19 protein-coding genes are annotated in these 21,843 nt (G+C 46.2%); 17 read left to right on the forward strand and 2 right to left on the reverse strand.

What is annotated here, in order from left to right:
- Positions 1 to 41: 41 nt before the first annotated feature.
- A complete protein-coding gene (locus tag FCL46_RS04085) occupies positions 42 to 827 on the forward strand; it encodes a nitroreductase family protein (protein ID WP_136805071.1) in 786 nt (261 codons plus the stop codon).
- Positions 828 to 1,002: 175 nt separating this feature from the next.
- Positions 1,003 to 2,130 carry a glycosyltransferase family 4 protein gene (locus FCL46_RS04090; RefSeq protein ID WP_136805073.1) on the forward strand — a complete coding sequence of 376 codons (1,128 nt, stop codon included), beginning with the start codon at positions 1,003 to 1,005 and terminating at the stop codon, positions 2,128 to 2,130.
- Between the two features lie 99 nt (positions 2,131 to 2,229).
- Here FCL46_RS04090 and FCL46_RS04095 read toward each other — a convergent pair whose 3' ends face one another.
- Positions 2,230 to 3,174 (reverse strand): tRNA dihydrouridine synthase, encoded by a 945-nt coding sequence (locus tag FCL46_RS04095; RefSeq protein ID WP_136805074.1) that lies wholly within the window; start codon positions 3,172 to 3,174, stop codon positions 2,230 to 2,232.
- A gap of 46 nt (positions 3,175 to 3,220) precedes the next feature.
- The gene (locus tag FCL46_RS04100; RefSeq protein ID WP_136805076.1) at positions 3,221 to 4,471 is read right to left on the reverse strand and encodes a mechanosensitive ion channel family protein; all 1,251 of its coding nucleotides are present in this window, start codon (positions 4,469 to 4,471) and stop codon (positions 3,221 to 3,223) included.
- Between the two features lie 171 nt (positions 4,472 to 4,642).
- On the opposite strand from FCL46_RS04100, the gene FCL46_RS04105 reads away from it, so the two are divergent.
- The 15 genes from FCL46_RS04105 (at position 4,643) to murG (ending at position 21,842) form a co-directional block, all read left to right on the forward strand.
- A complete protein-coding gene (locus tag FCL46_RS04105) occupies positions 4,643 to 6,139 on the forward strand; it encodes a CCA tRNA nucleotidyltransferase (protein ID WP_167505717.1) in 1,497 nt (498 codons plus the stop codon).
- A 70-nt stretch (positions 6,140 to 6,209) separates the two neighbouring features.
- Positions 6,210 to 6,833: an SAM-dependent methyltransferase gene (locus tag FCL46_RS04110; RefSeq protein WP_136805080.1), complete on the forward strand. Its 624-nt coding sequence runs from the start codon at positions 6,210 to 6,212 to the stop codon at positions 6,831 to 6,833.
- Positions 6,834 to 6,919: 86 nt separating this feature from the next.
- Complete coding sequence (locus FCL46_RS04115; protein ID WP_136805082.1) at positions 6,920 to 7,669, forward strand: YebC/PmpR family DNA-binding transcriptional regulator; 750 nt, start codon at positions 6,920 to 6,922, stop codon at positions 7,667 to 7,669.
- 66 nt (positions 7,670 to 7,735) lie between these two features.
- Positions 7,736 to 8,209 carry a crossover junction endodeoxyribonuclease RuvC gene (ruvC, locus tag FCL46_RS04120; RefSeq protein ID WP_136805084.1) on the forward strand — a complete coding sequence of 158 codons (474 nt, stop codon included), beginning with the start codon at positions 7,736 to 7,738 and terminating at the stop codon, positions 8,207 to 8,209.
- A 6-nt stretch (positions 8,210 to 8,215) separates the two neighbouring features.
- A complete protein-coding gene (gene ruvA / locus FCL46_RS04125; protein ID WP_136805085.1) occupies positions 8,216 to 8,836 on the forward strand; it encodes a Holliday junction branch migration protein RuvA in 621 nt (206 codons plus the stop codon).
- Entirely contained in the window at positions 8,833 to 9,897 is a 1,065-nt protein-coding gene (gene ruvB / locus FCL46_RS04130; protein WP_136805087.1) for a Holliday junction branch migration DNA helicase RuvB, read from the forward strand. Before ruvA ends, ruvB begins: the two co-directional genes overlap by 4 nt.
- Before the next feature lie 45 nt (positions 9,898 to 9,942).
- The gene (gene panB / locus FCL46_RS04135) at positions 9,943 to 10,773 is read left to right on the forward strand and encodes a 3-methyl-2-oxobutanoate hydroxymethyltransferase (RefSeq protein WP_136805089.1); all 831 of its coding nucleotides are present in this window, start codon (positions 9,943 to 9,945) and stop codon (positions 10,771 to 10,773) included.
- A 592-nt stretch (positions 10,774 to 11,365) separates the two neighbouring features.
- On the forward strand, positions 11,366 to 11,821 hold the full coding sequence (gene mraZ / locus FCL46_RS04140; RefSeq protein WP_228723404.1) for a division/cell wall cluster transcriptional repressor MraZ: 456 nt from the start codon (positions 11,366 to 11,368) through the stop codon (positions 11,819 to 11,821).
- A complete protein-coding gene (rsmH, locus tag FCL46_RS04145) occupies positions 11,821 to 12,720 on the forward strand; it encodes a 16S rRNA (cytosine(1402)-N(4))-methyltransferase RsmH (RefSeq protein WP_136805093.1) in 900 nt (299 codons plus the stop codon). The genes mraZ and rsmH overlap by 1 nt, the downstream gene beginning before the upstream one ends.
- 23 nt (positions 12,721 to 12,743) lie before the next feature.
- A complete protein-coding gene (locus FCL46_RS04150) occupies positions 12,744 to 13,166 on the forward strand; it encodes a hypothetical protein (protein ID WP_136805094.1) in 423 nt (140 codons plus the stop codon).
- Between the two features lie 8 nt (positions 13,167 to 13,174).
- Positions 13,175 to 15,067 carry a PASTA domain-containing protein gene (locus FCL46_RS04155; RefSeq protein ID WP_136805096.1) on the forward strand — a complete coding sequence of 631 codons (1,893 nt, stop codon included), beginning with the start codon at positions 13,175 to 13,177 and terminating at the stop codon, positions 15,065 to 15,067.
- A complete protein-coding gene (locus FCL46_RS04160) occupies positions 15,067 to 18,144 on the forward strand; it encodes a UDP-N-acetylmuramoyl-L-alanyl-D-glutamate--2,6-diaminopimelate ligase (RefSeq protein ID WP_136805098.1) in 3,078 nt (1,025 codons plus the stop codon). Before FCL46_RS04155 ends, FCL46_RS04160 begins: the two co-directional genes overlap by 1 nt.
- 79 nt (positions 18,145 to 18,223) lie before the next feature.
- A complete protein-coding gene (mraY, locus tag FCL46_RS04165; RefSeq protein WP_136805100.1) occupies positions 18,224 to 19,303 on the forward strand; it encodes a phospho-N-acetylmuramoyl-pentapeptide-transferase in 1,080 nt (359 codons plus the stop codon).
- A complete protein-coding gene (gene murD / locus FCL46_RS04170; RefSeq protein WP_136805102.1) occupies positions 19,303 to 20,694 on the forward strand; it encodes a UDP-N-acetylmuramoyl-L-alanine--D-glutamate ligase in 1,392 nt (463 codons plus the stop codon). The genes mraY and murD overlap by 1 nt, the downstream gene beginning before the upstream one ends.
- Positions 20,694 to 21,842 (forward strand): undecaprenyldiphospho-muramoylpentapeptide beta-N-acetylglucosaminyltransferase, encoded by a 1,149-nt coding sequence (gene murG, locus FCL46_RS04175; protein ID WP_136805104.1) that lies wholly within the window; start codon positions 20,694 to 20,696, stop codon positions 21,840 to 21,842. The genes murD and murG overlap by 1 nt, the downstream gene beginning before the upstream one ends.
- Position 21,843 lies beyond the last annotated feature (1 nt).

Below are 21,843 nucleotides of genomic sequence, written 5' to 3' on the forward strand. Positions count from 1 at the left end.
ATCATATGTAATGTTGGGCACATTGAAAGTGAGGATATGCAATGAACAGCACTATTGAGACAATACTTAATCGGAAGTCTCAAAGGGTATATGCGGACAGAATCATAACGGATGAAGAAAAAGAGCTGATAATCCGTTGCGCCATGCGTGCTCCGACGGCTGGCAATATGATGCTATACTCCATACTGGAGGTTGCTGATCAGAAGAAAAAAGAGCGGTTGGTGGTCACGTGTGATAATCAGCCGTTTATTGCCAAAGCACCGTTTGTATTAATTTTTCTAGCGGATATGCAACGCTGGTATGATTATTACAACATTTCAGGTGTTCCTGAACTCTGCAGTAAAAATAGTCGTGAATTTGAGCAGCCGGCAGAGGCCGATTTTATGCTTGCAAGTTGTGATGCTCTAATAGCCGCGCAGACAGCTGTCATAGCCGCAGAATCCTTAGGGGTAGGCTCCTGTTATATTGGCGACATTATGGAAAACTACGAAATTCACAGGGAGATGTTTGATCCGCCTGATCTCGTTTTTCCTGTAACTATGCTCTGCTTTGGTCATATGACAGAACATGGCCGAAATCTTTCAATCACTCCGCGTTTCCCCGAAAAATCCATATATTCTAAAGACAGTTATCAACGACTGAACGCTGAAGACTTTGAAGAAATGTTTTCCGAGCGGGCAAAGTCGCTTATCAAAAGCGGAAACTTTTTAGGAGAAGCTGAAAACGTTGGTCAGCACTTTTACTTAAAGAAAACCGGTTCTGATTTTTTTGCTGAAATGCGCCGTTCTGTAAAGGTTGCATTGAATGCATGGAAAGGCAAAAGTTGAAAGGCAGGCCGATGTGTCTTGCCGGCGTGCATAGAGTATCTGTTGAAATTGATTCAGAAATGCGATAGGTATTCTTGTTTGACAAATACTGGTTTATTGTCAGATCCAGAATATGATTGCGTGTGTATATTTCAACCTACTGTGTTGTTTTATCTTCTCTGAGTGAGCGTGAAGTATGGGAGTGAGGGTACTCATAATTGTTGATGGTATGCTTTCTGGTGGTGCAGAACGGCAGATCATTGAGTTACTCCGTGCCTTACAGCATAATGCTGAAATTACCACTGGTCTATGTACGCTATCTATTGGTGGTGAGCGTGAACGTGAGGCTAAGGAAATTGTAAATCATACGTTTTCTAATCATCCCGCCCGCAATGCCGGTTTTTCTCTACTATTGCATATGCCGAGGACAGCTTTGCAGGTTCTGAGCGAGGCAAAAAACTGGCGACCTGATATAGTTCATACATTCGGGTGTTTCTCAGATCATCTGGGTGTACTCCTGGCAAAAAAACTGGACGCAAAATTTATTAATGGTTCAGTTCGTGCGGCACGACCAAAATTATACTATCGCGACCGCATCAGCCAGCTCACCTTTAATTGTGCTGATACGATTGTTGCAAATTCCCATGCCGGGTTGAAATCTTTTGGTATTGCAGAAAAAGGCAGAGTGATTCACAACGGTGTTGATCATGGCAGGTTTAGGAATGTGCAGAAGGCCGAACTGGCAGGTTCGCCCGTGCTATGCATGGTAGGCAATTTTACGGAAAAAAAAGATCAGTTCACCTTGATAAGCTGTCTGCCTGCATTGCAAACATCCTACCCGGATATTCAACTAATATTGATTGGCCGTGGTAAACACGTTCATACCTGTCGGGACCATGCAGCGGAACTCGGCTGCGAAGAACATGTTCAGTTTATTGAAAATTGCGATAATCCGGAACCATATATCAGGAGATCGGATATCTGTCTGCTGATATCCAATATTGGTGTTCACGGCGAAGGTATTTCAAACGCCATAATTGAATATATGGCGCTTGGAAAGCCGGTTATAGCTTCAGTCTGTGGCGGCAACGGTGAGTTGGTTGTTGATAGTGTTACAGGTATCCTGATCAAGAATAACGATAAAAATGAAATCGTATCATCTGCACATGAGCTGCTGGCAAACCCTGAACGAATGGTCAGTATGGGGCTTGCCGGAAAACACCGTATAGAAGTGGAATTTTCCATAACGAAAATGGTCAACGCCTATATCGATCTCTACTGCTCAATGGTCGGTAGGGTAACTGTGAAAAAATTGAAGAACTAAATAGTTTCCATCCGAAAACTATTTGGTTCCTGTTGAACAGCCACCCTATGACTGAGTTTCAGAAGCAATTATGAGTGATTTGAAATAAACACTACGCTGTTACGCAAACATCTGATCCACAGCCTCAAGAAATTGCTGCTCAGTTCTCGCTTTTTTCAATTTTTTCATAACTTTATCCTTTCCTGGGAACGAATAGGCGAGATAGAGCCAGAGTTGCTTCATTTTTCCCATAAAGTGGCCGGGGCCAAAGAGTTTATCCTGATAGGCCTCGCATAATTCATCATGGAAATCCCGAATTCTCTTTTTTCGAATCTCTGTATCTGTTTCAACCTTTCCTTTCAATTCTTCTGCGAGAAATGGATTGGCAAGAACACCGCGGCCGATCATCCAGTGTGAGATTTGTGGAAAACGCTCAGATAGATCTTCATAGATTTTGACCGAGGTTATGTCGCCGTTGTAGACCACATGATGGTTGGTGAGTTGCAAGCACTCAGCAAAACCATCAGGATCAGTCTTGCCCTTGTACATTTGTTTACCGAGTCTTGGGTGGATAATAATCTCTTCAAGCGGGTAATCATTAAGGCGCGGTATGAGGTTGAGGCTTTCTGTTTTTTCAATAAAACCAAGCCGCATTTTTATTGAAACTTTTGCAGAAAGACGTGGGATTACAGTATCCAGCACTTCAATGATTTGATCAGGGTAGGGCAGTAAGCCGGAACCTCGACCTTTGTTGGCGACCATCGGCGCAGGACATCCGAGATTCCAGTTGATGCGGGTGTAGCCGAGATCTTCAAGTTGTAATGCGAGATGAAGAAATTCATCTCCATTATTATTGAGCAGCTGAGGGATGATTTCGAGCTGACGGTTATCTTCCGGGAAGACGTCGGCCAGCATGTTTTTCTTTTTACTTGGATTCTTCTGGGGATTGAGAAATGGAGCAATTGCTATATCAAAACCACCAAAATGGTTTGTGAAAACATTTCTAAAAAGTGCTTCAGTGATACCGCGTAAAGGAGCCAGGTATAAATAAGGTGTTGCAGTCATGCTATATACGTTTCTTTTAAAAGTGAATGAGTGAGTAAAATCCTGATCATGAACACTGTAGTGATCGGATGTCTGCACCGCTGGGGCTCTGAAATACAGATAAACCAAATTCCGGTGCGGCCGCCAGAAGGTGGTCAAAGATATCAGCCTGAATTGCTTCGTAATTAGCCCAGGCCTGATCTTTGGAGAAAACGTAGAGTTCAAGAGGAAGGCCCGTCTCTGTCGGCGGTAATTGTCGAACAAGAAAGGTCATGTCGTCATGAATTTGGGGATTGTTTTTCAGGTAGGCAATAATATACGCTCTGAAAATGCCGATATTTGTCTGTCGACGGCCATTGATGATAGTCGAATCATCGATTGTATGTTCCTGATTGTATGTTTGTATCTCTGCCTGCTTTTTCTGTACATAATCAGTGATCAGATGAAAGTGTGAAAATCTTTCAAGCATAGCGTCATCACAGAACGTAACTGATTGTATATCGATACTGATTGATCGCTTGATTCTTCTGCCGCCCGATTCGCTCATGCCGCGCCAGTTTTTAAACGATGAAGAGACGAGAGCGTAGGTGGGAATGGTTGTAACTGTCTTGTCCCAGTTTTGAACCCGTATGCAGTTGATGCTCATATCGATCACATCACCATCAGCTCCGTACTGCTCCATCTCAATCCAGTCACCCATGCGGATCATATCGGTTGACGTCAGTTGGACTGAGGCGACGAAACCCAGGATAGTATCTTTAAATACCAGCATGGTGACAGCTGTCAATCCACCGAGAACCGAAATTATGCCCCACGGCGATTTACCCGTGAAAATGGATATTATAAAAATTGCACCAAGCAAAATAGTGATAATTTTACCGGCATCAGTGTATCCGGCCAGGCTGCTGCCTTTATGTTTGCGAAGAATGCGGTGAATATCATTTATTGAAGAAAGCAGCGCAAGAAGGCTGAACACGGTGATCAGTACAAAGCCTGTCATGACCATCCGTCGTGCAAGCAGGTATGTACTGCCTGCAGGATCAAGCAAAGCATCTATTGAAACAGAGATGATGGCCAGAGGAACAAACCAGCTTATTTTAGTAAGCAGACGGTTGTTGGCAAGAGGGTCGTCCCATCGATAGGAATTTGTTTGAATCCAGTTGGTAAGGACGTGGAGTAAGGTGCGTCGCACAATCCAGGTTGCCATAGCTGCACCGATGCAGACTGCTATAAATATACAGCTGCTTGTGATGATTTCAGCGAGTGCCGGACTGAGATCAAGCGCTGTTAATCTGGCTGTCAGCCAGTCTGTTTTCATAACTGATCCTATGCTTATTAGATGCTAAATGTAGGTGGTTTCAGTAATTTGTCTGCTTTAGTGGCGACCAGTCAACATGCGTTTTTGCAGGGCTATCGAAAATATTTCAAATATGGTAAACTGCGGGGTCGAGCAGGGGTACCTGCAAAGACATCACTATAGTAAATGGCAATGGAAAAAGAAAGTAAGCTGCACGAAAGAATGGAGAGCATTGGTAATTTATCTGCCAGCTTTCCTGATATAGTTATTGAAGCGCTGATCTCCGTTGCAAGGAATCGCAGCACTGAAATCTACTGTGTAGGTGGAACTGTGCGAGATTGGCTGCTCGGTAAGCAGCCGAATGATCTGGATCTTACCGTTTCCAGGGACGCAGAACTCTTTTGCCGCGAACTGATGCGGGAGTTGCGGGGGGGCACGTATGTGCAGCTTGGCACAGAGGAGGAAGAAGCTGCTCGAGTTGTCTGGAATGGCCTTGATATAGATATCTCTTCTTTTCGTGGAAATACCATCACTATAGAAGATGATCTGGCGCTTAGGGATTTTTCAATAAACGGTTTGGCCGTTGGACTAACTGCTTTGGCTGATGGTGTTGGCGCGAAGGCGATCATTGACCCGATGCGTGGCCTTGCCGATTTACAGTCTGGATCATTGCATCATTTCCCTAAAGCATTTGAAAATGATCCATTGCGGCTTGTTCGTGCTTTCAGATTTATGGCTACTCTGGGATTTGAAATTTGTGAAGAGACTAAGAGTGCCATAGCAGAAAATGCAGAAGCAATAACCACAGTGGCCGCAGAGCGGGTGCATTACGAGCTTGATAAGATCATGCTGTCATCAGAGAGTAGTAATGTGCTCTGGGCAATGCATAAAACTGGACTGCTGAAGCATATTATTCCTGAGTTATATGAGGGAAGCGGTGTTAAGCAGCCGGGTTTTCACCATCTGGATGTGTTCCATCATAATTTTCAGGCACTGCGCGAAATGGAACGGCTACTGAAACAGCCTTCGGTCATTTACCCGCATTGTGCTAATGAGATAACACAATATCTCGAATGTGATCGGGTACGCGTTTGTCTCAAATGGGCAGCTTTACTGCATGATGTTGGCAAACCTGCAGCGCAGGGAGAAACAGCCGATGAATCACGTGTCACCTTTTATGGTCATGATGAAATCGGCAAAAAACAATTTGAAGGGTTTGCCAGAAGGCTGAAATGGAGTAATGAGGACCGCGACAGAGCTGCGGGACTGATTGCTATGCATATGCACCCATTTCATCTCTGCACAGTTCAGCGGCAAAAGAAGATATCTCCAAGAGCTGCGCTAAAATTATGCAGAAAAGCGGGTGAGGACTTGCACGGTGTGTTTTTACTGGCGATGTCAGACAGCCTGGCAAGCCTGGGGGAACTGAAACCAGAGGATATTGAGGAAGAACTGGTTCATCTCTATAGAGATGTTACTGATATATACAGAGAACATATCCTGCCTGCCTTGAGTGGGCCTCCACTTTTGGGTGGAAGCGATCTTATACGTGAATTTGGTCTGACGCCAGGGCCGATTTTTTCAGAAATTCTTGACGAATTGCAGTCGTTGCAGGTTGAGGGGCAGGTAAATACTCGAGATGATGCCTTGGCCTGGGTCGAGAAATTTCTTAGCAGGCAGCAAGGGTAGAAGAACGGGGCCACAGAGAGTAATGGCTGGCCTGTTTCGTCTTGTCAAAGAAAAGTAAATGGACTAAAAAGTGCGTAAAGTTAGAGATTATTATGCCCAAAAGGCAAAAAAAGACAAATATCCAGCTCGTTCCATCTATAAGTTGGAGGAGGCTCAGCAAAAGTACAACTTTTTGCGTCGAGGCGACAGTGTACTGGATATCGGTTGTTATCCGGGGAGCTGGTCACTCTTTGCAGCAGAAGTTGTCGGCCCAAAAGGTGTTGTAGTAGGGGTTGATCTGCAGGAGGCTGATCAGGTTCCGCGTCCGGACAGTGCGAAAATCCACTGGATGTGTCAGGATATCCGTGATGAGGATTTCGTGAAAAACGTTCGTCGGATAAGACCTTCTTTCAGAGTATTGATTTCTGATATTGCTCCTAAAACTACAGGTAGCCGTTGGACCGATGCTCAGCAGTCAATGATTCTGGTTGAGGAGACATTGAGAATAGCTGAAATGCTGTTGTTGCCCAAAGGTCACTATATCGTAAAGGTATTTCAGGGCGAAGATTTCCCCGATTTTGTTCAGGGATTAAAAAAACGTTTTGATATGGTCAAGGTCATTAAGCCCGATAGTTCCAGAGTTGAGAGCCGGGAGGTTTTTGTTTTAGGGATGGGTTTTAAGAAGCAACCGCCTGGAGCTGGCGGTACAAAATAACATGAAGAAAGAAATGGGATAAACCGGGGCAAATTGCTCCGGTTATCACTTTTTAGCAAACTAGATAACACTATATAGGAAGAAATATGGCTGGACATTCTAAATGGGCTAATATCAAGCACAAGAAAGGCGCGGTAGACGCCAAACGAGGAAAGATTTTCACCCGGCTCATTAAAGAGATCACGGTAGCTGCCCGAATGGGCGGTGGCGATATTGATGGCAATCCGCGTCTTCGAAGTGCGGTTGCAACTGCCAAGTCTGAGAACATGCCGAAGGATAACATCAACCGAGCCATCAAGAAAGGTACAGGCGAGCTTGAAGGTGAAGTGTATGATGAGATCCTCTATGAGGGATACGGTCCCGGTGGTGTTGCGGTACTTGTTGAGTGTATGACCGACAATCGTAACAGGACTGTCGCTGATATTCGTCACTACTTCTCTAAAAGTAACGGTAATCTCGGTGAGTCTGGTTGTGTTGCCTGGATGTTTGATAAAAAAGGTTTGATAATTGTCGACAAGTCAGTGATGTCTGAAGACGAGTTGATGGATATTGCACTTGATGCCGGTGCCGAGGATGTTGTCGAGGAAGAGGACGGTTTTCAGGTACTGACCGCTCCGGAGGATTTTGACGAGGTTCGTGAAGCTATGGAAAAGGCAGGTGTTGTAATGTCCAGCGCCGAGGTTACCATGGTTCCGCAGAACACCGTTGATGTCACCGAAGAGAATGTTGCTAAGTCACTTATCAAACTGCTTGATAATCTGGAAGAGCATGACGATGTTCAGAATGTTCACGCCAACTTTGATATTGATGATTCCCTGATGGAGAAAATCTCCTAAGGGGATTGTTGTAGTTTTATACTATCTCCCGCTGTTTGGGCGGGAGGTAATTACGTAGGCGGCAAGATGGAGCGTGTCATTGGCATAGACCCCGGTTCAAGGGTGACCGGCTACGGAGTAGTCGATATTTCCCCCGGTAAACTGCTATTTGTTGCTTGCGGAACAATCAGGACGAATCAGAAATATCCGTTTGCACATCGGCTCAATGAGATTTTTGAGGGAATAAACGAGGTAATTCAGCTTCACAATCCGGTTGTGGCAGCTGTAGAAGATGTGTTTCTTGCCAGTAATCCGCGATCGGCCTTAAAGCTCGGACATGCACGTGGCGCAGCGGTTGTTGCGGCTATGCAGAACGGACTTGCTGTTCACGACTATAGCCCTCGGGCGGTCAAGCAGGCGGTGGTCGGTTATGGGCAGGCTGAGAAAAGCCAGGTTCAGCATATGGTAAAGGTATTGCTTGAGCTATCCGGTTCTCCGAGCACAGACGCTGCTGATGCTCTTGGCGTGGCTATCTGCCATGCTAATCAATTTCGGTTTTAGGATTTTATGATTGCAACACTTACAGGAGTAGTACAGGCGATATACACAGATCGGGCTGTAATAGATGTGAGAGGGGTAGGGTACGAGGTGTTTCTCTCAGCCGATGGTGTGTCGCGACTTCCTGAAAAGGGGGGAGAAACCTTCCTGCATATTCATACTAATGTGCGTGAGGATGCATTTGTTTTATTCGGTTTTCCTGAAGAGGACGAGAAGGAGATGTTCCTTACCTTGAAAACAGTTTCAGGTATAGGGCCGAAACTCGCATTGGGAATGCTCTCCGGAATGCGGGTTGCTGATTTAAGCCAGGCAATCACTGAAAAAGATATTAAGCGGCTGACTACTCTTCAGGGGGTAGGTAAAAAAACAGCTGAGCGTGTTTGTGTAGAGTTGAAAGACAAGGTGTCCGGTTTTACTTCCGGTACTGTGGAATCCGCTGGTCGTCAGGCGGCTGCAGGTGTTAGTGGCTCCAATGTGATGGATGCTATTTCGGCGCTTTGCAATCTCGGCTATAATGATCCGGTTGCAAGAGAGGCGTTGACCTCTGTTAAGCGACAACTTGGTGATGATACATTTGCAACCCTGTCCGTAGAAGAGATGATCAGGGAAGGCTTGAAGGCACTCGCATGAATTTTGAGGAAGACATTCAGGCAGGCAGTGACAGGTTGGTTGATCCGGAGCCGATTAGGCGCGAGGTTACTAACGATAACGCTCTCCGTCCGAAACGATTGACAGATTATATCGGCCAGGAACCTCTGCGAAAGAGCCTGGAGATATTTATTCAAGCAGCTCTTGGGCGTAATGAACCTTTGGATCACGTCCTTTTTCATGGTTTTCCAGGCCTTGGTAAAACCACACTTTCCTATATTATTGCCAACGAGATGGGAGCAGGGATTAAAGTCACTTCCGGGCCTGTTATTGAAAAACAGGGTGATCTGGCCGCGATCCTGACCAGTCTTCAGGAAGGCGATGTTCTTTTCATAGATGAAATTCACCGTTTGAACCATGCTATTGAAGAGGTGCTGTATCCTGCAATGGAGGATTTTCAGCTGGATCTCATCATCGGCCAGGGGCCGGGAGCGCGTTCCATTAAGATGGATCTTCCTCGTTTTACGTTGATTGGTGCTACAACCCGTACGGGTCTTTTGACCCCGCCACTCAGAGATCGTTTTGGTGTTATCCTTCGGCTAGAATTCTACAGTCCTGAAGAACTGGTATCTATTGTTCAAAGGTCAGCCTCTATCTTAGGCATGACAATTGATGAATCGGGTGCGCTTGAGCTGGGCAGGAGATCGCGCGGTACTCCGCGTATTGCCAATAGGCTGCTGAGACGGGTTCGGGATTTTGCCGAAGTGGGTAAACATCCTGTGGTTAATACCGAAGTTGCTGATGATGCCTTGAATATGCTTGGTGTAGATCGTTTTGGCCTTGATGAGATGGACAGGCGAATAATGCTTACCATAATTGATAAATTTCAGGGTGGGCCAATCGGCCTTGAAACATTGGCTACCGTGGTCTGTGAAGAGAAAAACACCCTTGAAGATGTGTATGAACCATTTCTGATCCAATCTGGTTTCCTTAAGAGAACCCCGCGAGGACGAGTTGCTACGCGAATGGCTTATGAGCACTTTCATAGAAAGGTGCCACGACCTGCCGCTGTACAGCCCGGTCTGTTCGGGGATAATGATTAACCGGCTGCGTTACCTTTAAACGCAGAAATCAAAGCGAGTAAGAAAATGGGAAAAACTGTAAAAGATTTTCTGACAATGAAAAAAGCTGGTGAAAAAATCACTATGCTTACCGCCTATGACGCTGCCATGTCTCGCCTGCTGAGTAACTGTGAAGTGGATATGTTGCTGGTGGGTGATTCACTTGGAATGGTTGTGCTTGGGTATGACTCGACTGTGCCGGTAACGATGGATCAGATGATTCATCATTCGTCTGCAGTCAGGCGAGGAGCGCCGGATGCCTTTGTTGTCGGTGATATGCCTTTTGGCTCATATCAGACCGGTGTACGTGATGCGACGAAAAACGCGCTTCGACTTGTAAAAGAAGCGGGGTGCGATGCTGTAAAACTTGAAGGCGGAATTGAAGTGTGTGAGGTGGTTGAAACACTTGTTCGCTCTGGCATTTCTGTAGTTGGCCATCTGGGACTTACTCCTCAGACTGCATCTCAGCTTGGCGGTTATAAGGTACAGGGAAAAGATATTACCGGTGCCAAAAAAATGATCGAGGATGCCCGTGCGCTTCAGGCTGCCGGAGCATTCTGTTTGGTGCTGGAGTGTGTTCCTTCTGAACTTGCGACGATTATTTCAAATGCACTTGAGATTCCGACAATTGGCATTGGAGCTGGTGGTGGATGTGACGGACAAGTATTGGTTATAAATGATTTGCTTGGAATGTTTGAGAAATTTGTTCCAAAATTTGTTAAGCAATACCAAAACCTCGCTCCTGAAATGCGGGAAGGTGTCAAGCAGTATGTTGCCGAAGTGAAGGCTGGAGATTTTCCCGCAGCTGATCAGAGCTTCAGTTGCAATACCGATTACTCGGAGTTGTCTGACGATTGACCCTCACTAAAAGATATGTTGCACTTCTGGCCGCCTGGATTAAATTCCGGCGGCTTTTGTTTTTAGATCTCATTGCTGTTCAATTTTGGTGAGGACCCAAAATATTCAATATTTGAGATTTTTTTTCAATCTTCATTTCTGAAACAATGTGAATCATATCTACTTGGGAGTTACTCTCGTTTTCCAAAGTGAAGAACACGTGATTACAGCCTCTTCAGCGTTTAAAGTAGTGAAATCATTTTTCTCCCCACTTCGTACCCACTCTGTCCTGTTACTTTCTGAAATCACACAGTAAATTTTCGCTTTTGTCGTATGGGCTGAATGCATTGCAATCACTGGTGGAATGGGGTGACAGTGTGTTGGGCGATGATCGTAAAATATTCAGGTTGTGACGCTGTATATGGAGTGGTGAACTTTTAGTGTCTACAACATATTGTGTAAATTGCCGGATTTCTAGGGCTAATCTTAGGTGCTTGATCTTACGGATATTTTTCCTTGACATGGGTAGCTGTGCTGTTATAAATGAAGACAGGGTGGAGTAAAGTGGGAGAAAGGGGTGTAAAGTGGAGTATGAGGCCTGAGGGGGCTGATTATCAAAAACAGATTCCGCAGCAGTTCTGAGCACACGCTGGATGGCAAGGGGCGATTGAACTTCCCCAGCCGTTTTCGTGATGTGCTTAATCAATATGATTCCAAGGTATTAATGGTTGCTCCTTGGGGAAAGTCACACCTGCGCGCATATCCCCTTTCCGAGTGGGAATCCTTTGAAGACACATTAATGACTGAAGGTAAAAGGCAAAAGGATGTTGCCAAGTTTATGAGATATATCGTGAGCAGTGTTGTTGAATGCTCTCTTGATAAGCAGGGACGAATACTACTACCACAGCGTTTGCGGGATGTAGCTAATCTCGATCGAGAGGTAGTTCTTTTAGGTACAATCAATCGTGTAGAGATTTGGAATAGAGAAGTCTGGGAGAAAGAAAACCAGGATACCAGTGAGAATTTTGAAGCTTTTGATGATCAGTTTGCTGAGATGGGGATTTTCTAATGGAGTCTATTAAAGATATCGAGAGCATCCATCAATCTGTTCTTCTTGCAGAGGTAATGGAGTATTTGAACCCTCAGCCCGGTGGCGTCTATATGGATGGGACGATGGGGCTGGGAGGGCATACACAGGCAATTTTGAGGGCCTGTGAACCCGACGGTCGGGTCATTGGTTTTGAATGGGATGAGAATGCCATTAAGCGCAGTCGGCAACGTCTTGCTGAGCATGGTGACAGGCTGACAATAGTTCGCAGGAACTTTGCTGAGATTGCTGAGGGGCTGGACGAGATCGGTGTCGCCTCGCTTGACGGCCTGCTGATAGATATAGGGCTTTCATCATTGCAGCTTGATATGGGTGAGCGTGGTTTTAGTTTTCAGCGTGATGAACCGCTTGATATGCGTATGGACAGTCGCCGCAAGGTTACTGCTGCCTCTATAATTGCTTCCGGTTCAACCGATGAACTGGCAGATATTTTTTATTATTACGGCGAGGAACGGCAGGCGCGGCGCATAGCATCAGAAATTGTAGAACACCGAAAGACTGAAAAAATTGAAACGTCTAAGCAACTTGCGTCAGTGGTTGCGAGAGCGGTGCCGAAACGATTCCATCCGAAACGAATACATGTTGCAACGAAGATCTTTCAGGCTCTTCGTATTGCGGTTAACACCGAGCTCGAAAATCTGGCGGCAATTCTTGATACAGCAGCTGATTATCTCAAGCCCGGTGCCAGATTTTGCGTGATATCGTTTCATTCCCTCGAAGACCGGATGGTGAAGAGAAAATTTCGCGCTAATGAAGATTTTGAAGTGATAACGGCCAGGCCGGTAATGGCTGGTGAGGAAGAAGTTTCGATAAATCCACGATCCAGAAGTGCACGACTGAGAGTGGCACAAAAGAAGTAAACTGAAAACTCAGGAGGAACGAGATGAAATATATACAATCAGCGAACTCGTATACGTGCCCAATTAATAATGCAGGGATCCGCAGGCCACGCCGTCGAAGAGCTTCTCTGCCATTTCCTGGCGGTGTCGCATTCTGGAAGATTATGGGACGAATTTCTCTGGTAGTCTTTGCAGTAACAATTTCCCTGAATATGGTTTTAGGCCTTTATCAGGGACATCTTGAATCAGAAATTCAAAAGGTGGCTGCGTATCAGTCTGAATTGGTAGATGAAAGAGTCAGATTACGTATAAAAAAAGTTGAGTTGCGTTCAAAAGACGCCATTAAGGATGCAGCAGGGAAAAATCTGTCACTTTTTGCACCTGGTAGTAACCAGCACTTTAAGTATGACAGTAATCTTGGCAGGTTTGTAACGGTTAAGAAGGACCACAATGTGGCCAGTTTATAGTTGGTGAGATGTCGAGAAGAACCGGTCTAAGAAAGAGGCAGAAAAAAAAAGGTGGACTGGGGGGATTTCTCGTTCTGATCCTTGTTGGTGGAGTGCTGGGGGGATGGCAGTTAGTGGGTGATGTTACGCCGATAATGCTCGTTCGTCAGATTATTGCGACTGATTCCTCACTTTCTGGTGGGGATGAAATTGTACGAGGCACCCTTTACGACCGTAATTACAAGGAAGTTGCCGTCTCGATGGAGAGAGTGTCGGTTTTTGCACGATCCCGTGAGCTGCAGGCTGTCGATGAAACGGTTGACAGTCTTGCTACGGTTCTAGGTGTTAAAGCCGAAGCTATTCATAAAATGCTGCTGGCCGGAGAGTCAAGAATATGGCTGGGAAGGAATATTAGTCAGGAGCAGGAAGAAGAGATTAAAGCACTGAACCTTGACGGAATTTATCTTCATAGAGAACATTCCCGGTATTATCCGCAACAACTTGTGGCTGCGCATCTTGTCGGTTTCGTGCAGGATGATAGTGGTCTAACCGGGGTAGAGTTCTATTACGACAAGCTTGTCCAGAAGATGCTGACAGAGGAGCAGGAAGGTCAACGCTGGAGAAGTTCAGGTCAGCATGTATTACTTACGCTGGATCTGAAAATACAACATATTCTCGAAGACCTTGTGGAAACAATTGTTGCAGACCGACCTGACGTTAAGGTTGGTGCATACGCAATGGATGCTGGCACCGGAGCCGTAATCGCTTCAGTCCAGTTTCCATCATTTAACCCGAACACGTATCGTAAATATTCCCAGGAACTTTTGGAGAACATGCTTGTGCAGCCCATGTTGCTGCCACCCACATTCAGAGGTTTGCTACGGGATAGTGCATTTATCCAGTATCAGTTCGAAAACCGGGGGTATATCCAGCCATGGTCGATAGGTGTTGAAAAGGTGAATCTCGGCAGTCAGTTAAGGCTCTGGGAGAATTCGGGTCTGAAAAGTGGGGCGCCGCAGGATTTTGGTAATAATGATGGAAGCCTTGAGTTACCATCAGGATTTTACATTGTTGAAAGGACGAAAGGACCAGATTTTGCGACCGTTCCGGAAACGGCATCCCCTTTAGCTCTGTTGACTAGTTTAAGTTCTCTTGTAAATGGTGGAAAAAAGATACGCCCATATGTTGCACAGGCGGTAATCGACGCAGAAAGTTGGGACGAGTTTCAACTGCATAATGAAAAAAATGATTTTTCAGCTGAGACAGTGGTCTCAACTGAGGTTTCAAATGAGATTTCAAGACTGCTGGTAGCTTCAGGAAAAAAAGATGACTTTGGAGGCGTGACCTTAAAAGACAGTATTCACGTGAGCACCAGTAGCACTGATGGTTTTGGTTATCGAAACAACGAAGTGTACTTTTCGGCGGTTCCTGCCCATAAGGCGGGATTATCGTTGCTGGTAACCATACAGGGCGGTACCAGAAGTGTAAGGACCAAACAGTATAAGAAAACAGCAGACCCCGGCGAAGTAATTGCTGCAGCACTTCCTCGATTGACAGTCTTGCAGCAGGTTGGCAAATCCATCGCAGTAGTTGCTGAGCCTGAAGATGGAGAAAATGTAAATTACCCAGTCGAACTCGATAAATTGCGTCAGGCTGTAAAGGAATCTCTGGAAGAAAATCTTGCAGGCACGACGGCAGAACCCGGAGAGATGCCATCACTGGTTGGTTTGAGTCTTAGGAAGAGTTTGCGGTTGTTGCAGGATAAGCAATGTCAGTTAAGAATCTTCGGGACAGGCAGGGTGGTTGAGCAGACGCCTGCTGCTGGTACATCACTGCAGGGGATTGAGGAATGTGTGATTCGATTACAGCGTCAGGATGATGTGAGTCTTGAGACTTTGGAAGAAAAACTGTCGGATAAATAATGACCACAGCTGATACAAACAAAAACAAACACCAGCCTCCGGGCATGGGCGAGTCACTGGCAACTCTTCTTGAGGGTGTCGATTACACGCACGTCACTAGAGGTGGTGACGGTAATGTTGATGTGAAGATATCATCTGTTACCAATGACTCCCGGTCTACTCTGGCCGGAGCAGTCTTTTTTGCTGTGAGTGGGTATGCTGCTGATGGTCACGTTTATATAGAAGATGCAATGCGGTTGGGCTGTGCTGCTATCGTCGTCAACCGCAACAGTCAATGGGTAGGAATACCCGGTTGGCAGGGGTGTGTGGTTGAAGTTGATGACAGTCGGGTGGCCTACGCAGTTGCCGCTGAGAATTATTTTGGGCGTCCTGCTGATTCCTTAAAGCTCGTCGCAATTACGGGAACAAACGGCAAGACGACCATTACATATCTGCTTGAGGATGTCTTTGAAGGGCTCGGCTATCGTGCAGGTGTTATCGGAACCGTGAACTACAGATACAATAATGGTGTGGAAAAAATTATCCATCCATCGCCATTTACAACACCTGAGCCGATGCAGCTTCAGAAGTTGCTGTTTGAAATGGCAGAATCCGGAGTGGAGTATGTTGTCATGGAAGTGTCGTCGCATGCTCTTGATCAGCGACGCATAGGAAATATCCGCTTTGATGTGGCAGCATTTACAAATCTTTCAAGAGATCACCTTGATTATCACCACACTATGGAAGAGTATTTTCAGACAAAGGCAATCTTGTTTGAAAACCATCTTAAACCTGACGCAAAGGCTGTTATTTCTACTCCTCAACATCAGGATGATGGTGACTGGTCTGCCATGATGCGGGAAGCGTGCACGAGTAACTCTGTGGCGACATTATCATGCGGACTGCAGGTTGATGCTGATATACGGATAGACGGTTATGCCTCGACGTTAACCGAGACAGTTTTGAATATGTCAATTGCCGGACAAAGCTTCTCACTTACAACTCCCCTGGTAGGGCACTACAATGTCGATAATCTGGTTACAGCGTTAACACTTACTCAAGCACTTGGCCTGGATGTAAAGGATGCCATAGTGCCTCTTGCATCGTCAAAGGGGGCACCGGGACGCTTAGAGCGTGTTGAGATTGATGATCTGACTAATTTCCAGCGACCTGTAGTTTTTGTGGATTATGCCCATACTCCGGATGCACTGAAGCAGGTTTTGAAGACGGTATCAGCATTGCCGCATCGTGATCTCTTTTGTGTCTTTGGCTGTGGTGGTGACAGAGATTCCGGTAAACGTGCAGTGATGGGAGCAATTGCTGGAGAATACGCAGATGTTGCGATCATAACTGATGACAATCCGCGGACTGAGCAGCCCGAAGGCATTTTAAAGCAGATAGTCTCAGGTATTGATAATTCAGGCCTCGCCAACAAATCTGATAATTGGCTTGCAGAGCGAGGTACCGGCGAGCAAGGCTATGTCGTTATTGGTAATCGAAAAGATGCTATCGAGCGCGCAGTTAAGGCCGCTGGTCCTGATGATATTGTTCTGATTGCCGGTAAAGGGCATGAGAAGTATCAACTGGGAATTAACGGGAAGAGATTTTTTGACGATGTACTTGAAGCTCAGACATCTTTGATGTGTTGGAATCTTGAGTCACTGGCCCTGGCAACCTCAGGAAAAATTCGTAGACAAAGTGAGCCGTCAGCTAAGCTGGGTAATATTTCAACAGACAGCAGAACGATCAGTACTGGTGATATCTTTGTGGCCCTTGTGGGCGAGAAGTTTGATGCCCATGACTTTCTGGTGCAGGTTGAAAAAAAAGGTGCAGGTTGTCTTATTATCCAATCCGGAACAGAAGATAAAAATATCCCTGAACGTGTTGCCTTAATCGAAGTTGAAGATACCCTGCAGGCACTTGCTGATCTTGCGCGATTCAGAAGGCGGTTAATTAAAGGTGTGAGTGATCAGGTTGTAGTGGGGATTACCGGTAGTTGCGGTAAGACGACCGTCAAGGAAATGACAGCTTCAATTTTCAGAAGGGTATGGCCTGAGGGGCCTGATAATCCTGAAAAATGCGTCTTATTTACACAGGGTAATTTAAATAATCTTATTGGCTTACCTCTTTCGTTATTTCCGCTTACTCCGCGCCACAGAGCCGCAGTATTAGAAATGGGAATGAACTGCCCTGGTGAAATCCGTATTATGGCGCGGGCAGCTGAGCCTGCTATTTGCTGTATTACCAACGTGCATGGCGTTCACCTTGAAGGGTTGCATACTATCGAAGGTGTTGCTTCAGCAAAAGAAGAACTTTTTGCGGAGGCTGGTCCTGCTTCTGTGCTGGTAATAAATCTCGATGACGAGAATATTCGCAAGATGGCACCGAAATATTCGCAGGCAAAAGTACGCTTTTCAGCACAACTTGATGAGCGACCTGAAGAAGCTGATGTGTATGTTTCAGACATTCAGGCCGGTAACGCTGATGGTATCTCTTTCAAATTACATATCAGCGATCAGGTGGCTGATGTTCAATTGCATACAGTCGGTCTTCATAATGTGGCAAATAGTGTTGCAGCCGCGGCGATTGCTACTGCAGCAGGGGCGACAATCAGCGAAATCACTGCAGGCCTTGCGGATTTTCGTCCGGCAGACAGAAGAATGGTGCAGTTGAAGACAGATCGGGGGCTTGGAGTTTTAAATGACACGTACAATGCCAACCCGGCTTCAATGGCTGCAGGGCTCAATACGCTGGTGCAGATGGGTACAGGTAAGTCAGCGGCCCTTTTAGGCGACATGCTTGAACTTGGCGAAAGTTCTGTTGAGTCGCATCTCCAAATTGGCAGATTAGCTGCCGAACTTGGTGTGAGCTATCTGGGTGCAGTCGGAAAATTTAAAAAAGAAATTCTTGATGGGGCTCTCAGTGGAGGAATGTCACCTGAGTATGTCAGGACTTTTGAAAGTAAAGACAACGCCGCGGAATGGATTGAAAAGCTGGAAGAGGAGGGGCGGATTGGCAGTGGAGATTGGCTGTTGATCAAAGCTTCACGGGGTTTGCAGATGGAGACAATCGTTGCGAGACTGACAGGAAAGACTTGAGGAATGGCGCAAGGCAAGGTAGAAAGCCACCACAATAATGTCCTATTAAACCCGCAACAAGATTACCTGGAAATATTACATGCTGTATCACTTACTTTATCCACTGCACACATCATTTAGCGGTTTCAATGTGTTCCGCTACATTACTCTTCGCTCCATTGGCGGAGCGGTAACCGCGTTTTTAATACTCCTCGTTTTTGGGCCGATGTTCATCCGGGCTATAAAGCGAAGACAGATTGGCCAGGTTGTACGTGATGATGGTCCTGAGACCCATCTGAAGAAGCAGGGCGTGCCAACAATGGGTGGCTTACTGATACTCTGTTCGATAACCATATCTACGTTGTTATGGGCAAGGCTCGATAATCCGTTGGTATGGTTGATGTTATTTGTCACGCTGTTTTTCGGAATGATAGGAGCCTACGACGACTATCAGAAGGTAAGTAAGAAGACCACTGCAGGGTTGAGTGCAAGAGGTAAACTCATTCTTCAGATCTTAGGCGCTATGACTGTCGGTATTTTTATCCTGGTACATCCAGGGTACGATGGCCAGCTTAGCCTGCCGTTTTTGAAAAATGTTCAACCTGATCTTGGGTGGTTTTATATAGTTTTTGCTGTGATTGTCATTGTCGGGTCATCGAATGCGGTAAACCTCACTGATGGACTTGACGGATTGGCAGTTGGCCCGACGGTTGTTTCGGCAGCAGTGTATCTGGTCTTCTGCTATCTCGCGGGTCATGTGGTATTGGCTGAATATCTGCAGATTCCGTATGTAAAAGGAAGTGGTGAACTGGCAGTATTTTGCGGGGCTATTTTCGGTGGATGTCTGGGATTTCTATGGTTCAATGCGTATCCCGCCCAGATTTTTATGGGAGATACCGGTTCGCTTGCTTTGGGGGGCGCGCTCGGGGCCATTGCCATTATCATTAAACAGGAATTTCTGCTGGCGATAGTCGGCGGTATATTCGTGATGGAAGCGCTATCAGTGATTATGCAGGTTGGCTATTTCAAAATGACCAACGGAAAGCGAATATTTCTCATGGCACCTTTTCATCACCATTTTGAGAAAAAAGGCTGGCATGAACCCAAGGTTGTTGTCAGGTTCTGGATCGTTTCAATTATTCTCGGCCTTTTTGCCATAGCAACATTAAAACTACGTTGATGCAAGCTCATAAAACAATCCATAAAGGCATGTGTGTGGCGGTCATGGGACTGGGGATTACCGGTCAGGCCGCTGTGCGTTTTTGTCTGGACTGTGGTGCAGATGTGCGAGTGTCTGATAGTCGTGATCCCGAGAGATTTGAGCGTGAGGCAGCCGATTTTTTACGTGAGAACAGTGTCCTGTGGGAAGCCGGCGGTCACACTTTTGATTTTTTACGATTAGCGGACCTTGTTATTATAAGCCCTGGAATTCCCGAGGAGCATGAGGTTGTATCTCAACTTCGCGAAAGTGGGATAGAGGTCGTCGGAGAATTGGCAGTTGCTGCTCCTCTTCTGGATATGCCTGTAGTGGCTGTAACCGGTACAAATGGCAAAACAACGGTTACCTCCCTCATTGGTGAAATTTGCAAAACAGCTGGAAAGAAGGTTTTTGTCGGGGGAAATATTGGCACACCACTTTTTGATTATCTACGACAAGAAAAAAAGGCGGATGTAGCTATTCTTGAAGTCTCCAGTTTCCAGTTGATGATGGCTGGCGGGTTTGCACCTGATGTCAGCGTATTACTGAATATCACTCCTGACCACATTGACCGCCATAAAAATCTTGATGGATACGCTGCTGCAAAAATGCTGATCTTCAGCAACCAGACAGCTGAACATGTTGCGGTGGTTTGCAACGATGATCCAGAATGCATGAAACGGATTGAGTCAGTTAAGCCGGAAGTGCAGACGTTTGGAAAACGTCCGGGAAGTCTTGCGAAAATTGAGGGCTTACGGGTTACAGTTACGCGTAATAGTTCGCAGAGCACATATGATTTCAGCGGAACTTCCCTTGCAACCTCTATAGGTGTGTTAAACGGTGCTGCAGCAATTCTGGCATGTGAGAGATTAGGAATTACCCAGGAAAACATCCAGCGGGGAATAACTGCATTTCAGCCTCCGCCACATCGGATGCAGGTTGTGGGTGACCTCGACGGCGTCACCTATATAAACGATTCTAAGGCGACCAATACCGGCGCGGTGATTGCGGCTCTTGAACATCTGAACGGTAAAACTGTCCTCATTGCAGGAGGCAGAGACAAGGGTGAAGATTACTCTCTGCTTACCGGTGCAGTAGGCGCGAAAGCAAGAGAGGTTATAGTTATCGGCGAAGCGGCTGAAGCTATACGCCAGTCGCTTGAAGGATCGATAGCTGTTAAATCAGCAGATTCGATGCAGGCTGCAGTACGTTTGGCCAAAAGCATTGCTCAGCCAGGTGATACGGTTCTTCTCTCACCCGCCTGTGCAAGCTTCGATATGTTCAAATCTTACGGCCATCGTGGTGAGGTGTTTACCTCTGCCGTGAAAGAGATGATTGCTGAAAATGAATCGTTAATACAGGGGCAGGGGTAATGGCAGATAAAACGCGACCATTACGTCTGCTGATAACAGGCGGCGGAACCGGGGGACACTTGTTCCCTGCTGTAGCGTCAGCTCAGGCGCTGAAAAAACGCCAGCCGGAAAGTGATGTATTATTTATCGGTACCAGAAGGAAAATAGACACAACAAGTCTGGACAGTTATGGCTTTGCGAGCAGTTCTATTCATAGTCATGGCTTAAAAGGGAAGAACGTCATCGAGCTTATTAAGGCACTGACGATATTACCCTTTTCATTTTTCCAGGCGGTGACGAGAATACGTAAATTCAAACCTGATGTTGCCCTTGGAGTTGGTGGCTATGTGACCGGCCCGGTGATGCTGGCCGCAAAAGTTCTCGGTGTGCCGACGATTATTCACGAGCAGAATTCAATTCCCGGCATGGCGAATAGAAAACTCGGAGCCATTGTCGACAGGATTTGTGTTTCAATCCCTGGCAGTGAGACGTTTTTTCCGGATAGCAAAGTTGTAATGACTGGCAATCCGGTCAGGCAAAACATCCTGGAACTCGCAAAAATCGAGGTTGATCGAACGACCGGGAAGCCGACGTTACTCGTTCTTGGAGGAAGTCAGGGAGCAAACGCTCTTAACAGAGCAGTGACTGAAGTTCTTTGCAGTGACCTATCTGGAAAACTGGCAGAACTCTCCGTGATTCACCAGACGGGAAAGAACGATATAGACTGGGTTCGCGAAAAATATCGCGAGGCGGGAGTGGATGCAGAGGTTGAGCCATTTTTCCAGGATATGAAAAGTGTGTATGAAAAAGCGGATTTTCTTGTATCCAGAGCGGGGGCGACGACACTTACCGAACTTGCGGTATTAGGAAAACCTGCAGTTCTGATACCGTATCCCTTTGCTGCTGATAATCACCAGAAAAAGAATGCTGACTACTATGTTCAAGGTGGTGGTTCGCTACTGATTCCTGAAAATGAATTAGATGGCCAGGTACTAACGAAAATTCTCACTGGTTTGGTTGAAGATAAAGAAAAGTTGAGGAGTATGGGGGATGCAATGAGAAAAATGGCAAACCCTGATGCTGCGGAAAGAATCATCGATGTCTGCATCCAGGCTGCACACGGTCATGGCGGAATCGGTAGTAGAGAAGATTCCCGACAGGAGGGTTGAG

Origin of the sequence: Desulfosediminicola flagellatus, assembly GCF_005116655.2 — a bacterium.
Lineage (GTDB): Bacteria > Desulfobacterota > Desulfobulbia > Desulfobulbales > Desulfocapsaceae > Desulfopila > Desulfopila flagellata.

What these genes read in the sequence shown, in the direction of transcription:
- FCL46_RS04085 (WP_136805071.1), top strand. Translation starts at nt 42, where the DNA reads ATGAACAGCACTATTGAGACAATACTTAATCGGAAGTCTCAAAGGGTA.
- FCL46_RS04090 (WP_136805073.1), top strand. Translation starts at nt 1,003, where the DNA reads ATGGGAGTGAGGGTACTCATAATTGTTGATGGTATGCTTTCTGGTGGT.
- FCL46_RS04095 (WP_136805074.1), bottom strand. Translation starts at nt 3,174, where the DNA reads ATGACTGCAACACCTTATTTATACCTGGCTCCTTTACGCGGTATCACT.
- FCL46_RS04100 (WP_136805076.1), bottom strand. Translation starts at nt 4,471, where the DNA reads ATGAAAACAGACTGGCTGACAGCCAGATTAACAGCGCTTGATCTCAGT.
- FCL46_RS04105 (WP_167505717.1), top strand. Translation starts at nt 4,643, where the DNA reads ATGGAAAAAGAAAGTAAGCTGCACGAAAGAATGGAGAGCATTGGTAAT.
- FCL46_RS04115 (WP_136805082.1), top strand. Translation starts at nt 6,920, where the DNA reads ATGGCTGGACATTCTAAATGGGCTAATATCAAGCACAAGAAAGGCGCG.
- ruvC (WP_136805084.1), top strand. Translation starts at nt 7,736, where the DNA reads ATGGAGCGTGTCATTGGCATAGACCCCGGTTCAAGGGTGACCGGCTAC.
- ruvA (WP_136805085.1), top strand. Translation starts at nt 8,216, where the DNA reads ATGATTGCAACACTTACAGGAGTAGTACAGGCGATATACACAGATCGG.
- ruvB (WP_136805087.1), top strand. Translation starts at nt 8,833, where the DNA reads ATGAATTTTGAGGAAGACATTCAGGCAGGCAGTGACAGGTTGGTTGAT.
- panB (WP_136805089.1), top strand. Translation starts at nt 9,943, where the DNA reads ATGGGAAAAACTGTAAAAGATTTTCTGACAATGAAAAAAGCTGGTGAA.
- rsmH (WP_136805093.1), top strand. Translation starts at nt 11,821, where the DNA reads ATGGAGTCTATTAAAGATATCGAGAGCATCCATCAATCTGTTCTTCTT.
- FCL46_RS04150 (WP_136805094.1), top strand. Translation starts at nt 12,744, where the DNA reads ATGAAATATATACAATCAGCGAACTCGTATACGTGCCCAATTAATAAT.
- FCL46_RS04155 (WP_136805096.1), top strand. Translation starts at nt 13,175, where the DNA reads ATGTCGAGAAGAACCGGTCTAAGAAAGAGGCAGAAAAAAAAAGGTGGA.
- FCL46_RS04160 (WP_136805098.1), top strand. Translation starts at nt 15,067, where the DNA reads ATGACCACAGCTGATACAAACAAAAACAAACACCAGCCTCCGGGCATG.
- mraY (WP_136805100.1), top strand. Translation starts at nt 18,224, where the DNA reads ATGCTGTATCACTTACTTTATCCACTGCACACATCATTTAGCGGTTTC.
- murD (WP_136805102.1), top strand. Translation starts at nt 19,303, where the DNA reads ATGCAAGCTCATAAAACAATCCATAAAGGCATGTGTGTGGCGGTCATG.
- murG (WP_136805104.1), top strand. Translation starts at nt 20,694, where the DNA reads ATGGCAGATAAAACGCGACCATTACGTCTGCTGATAACAGGCGGCGGA.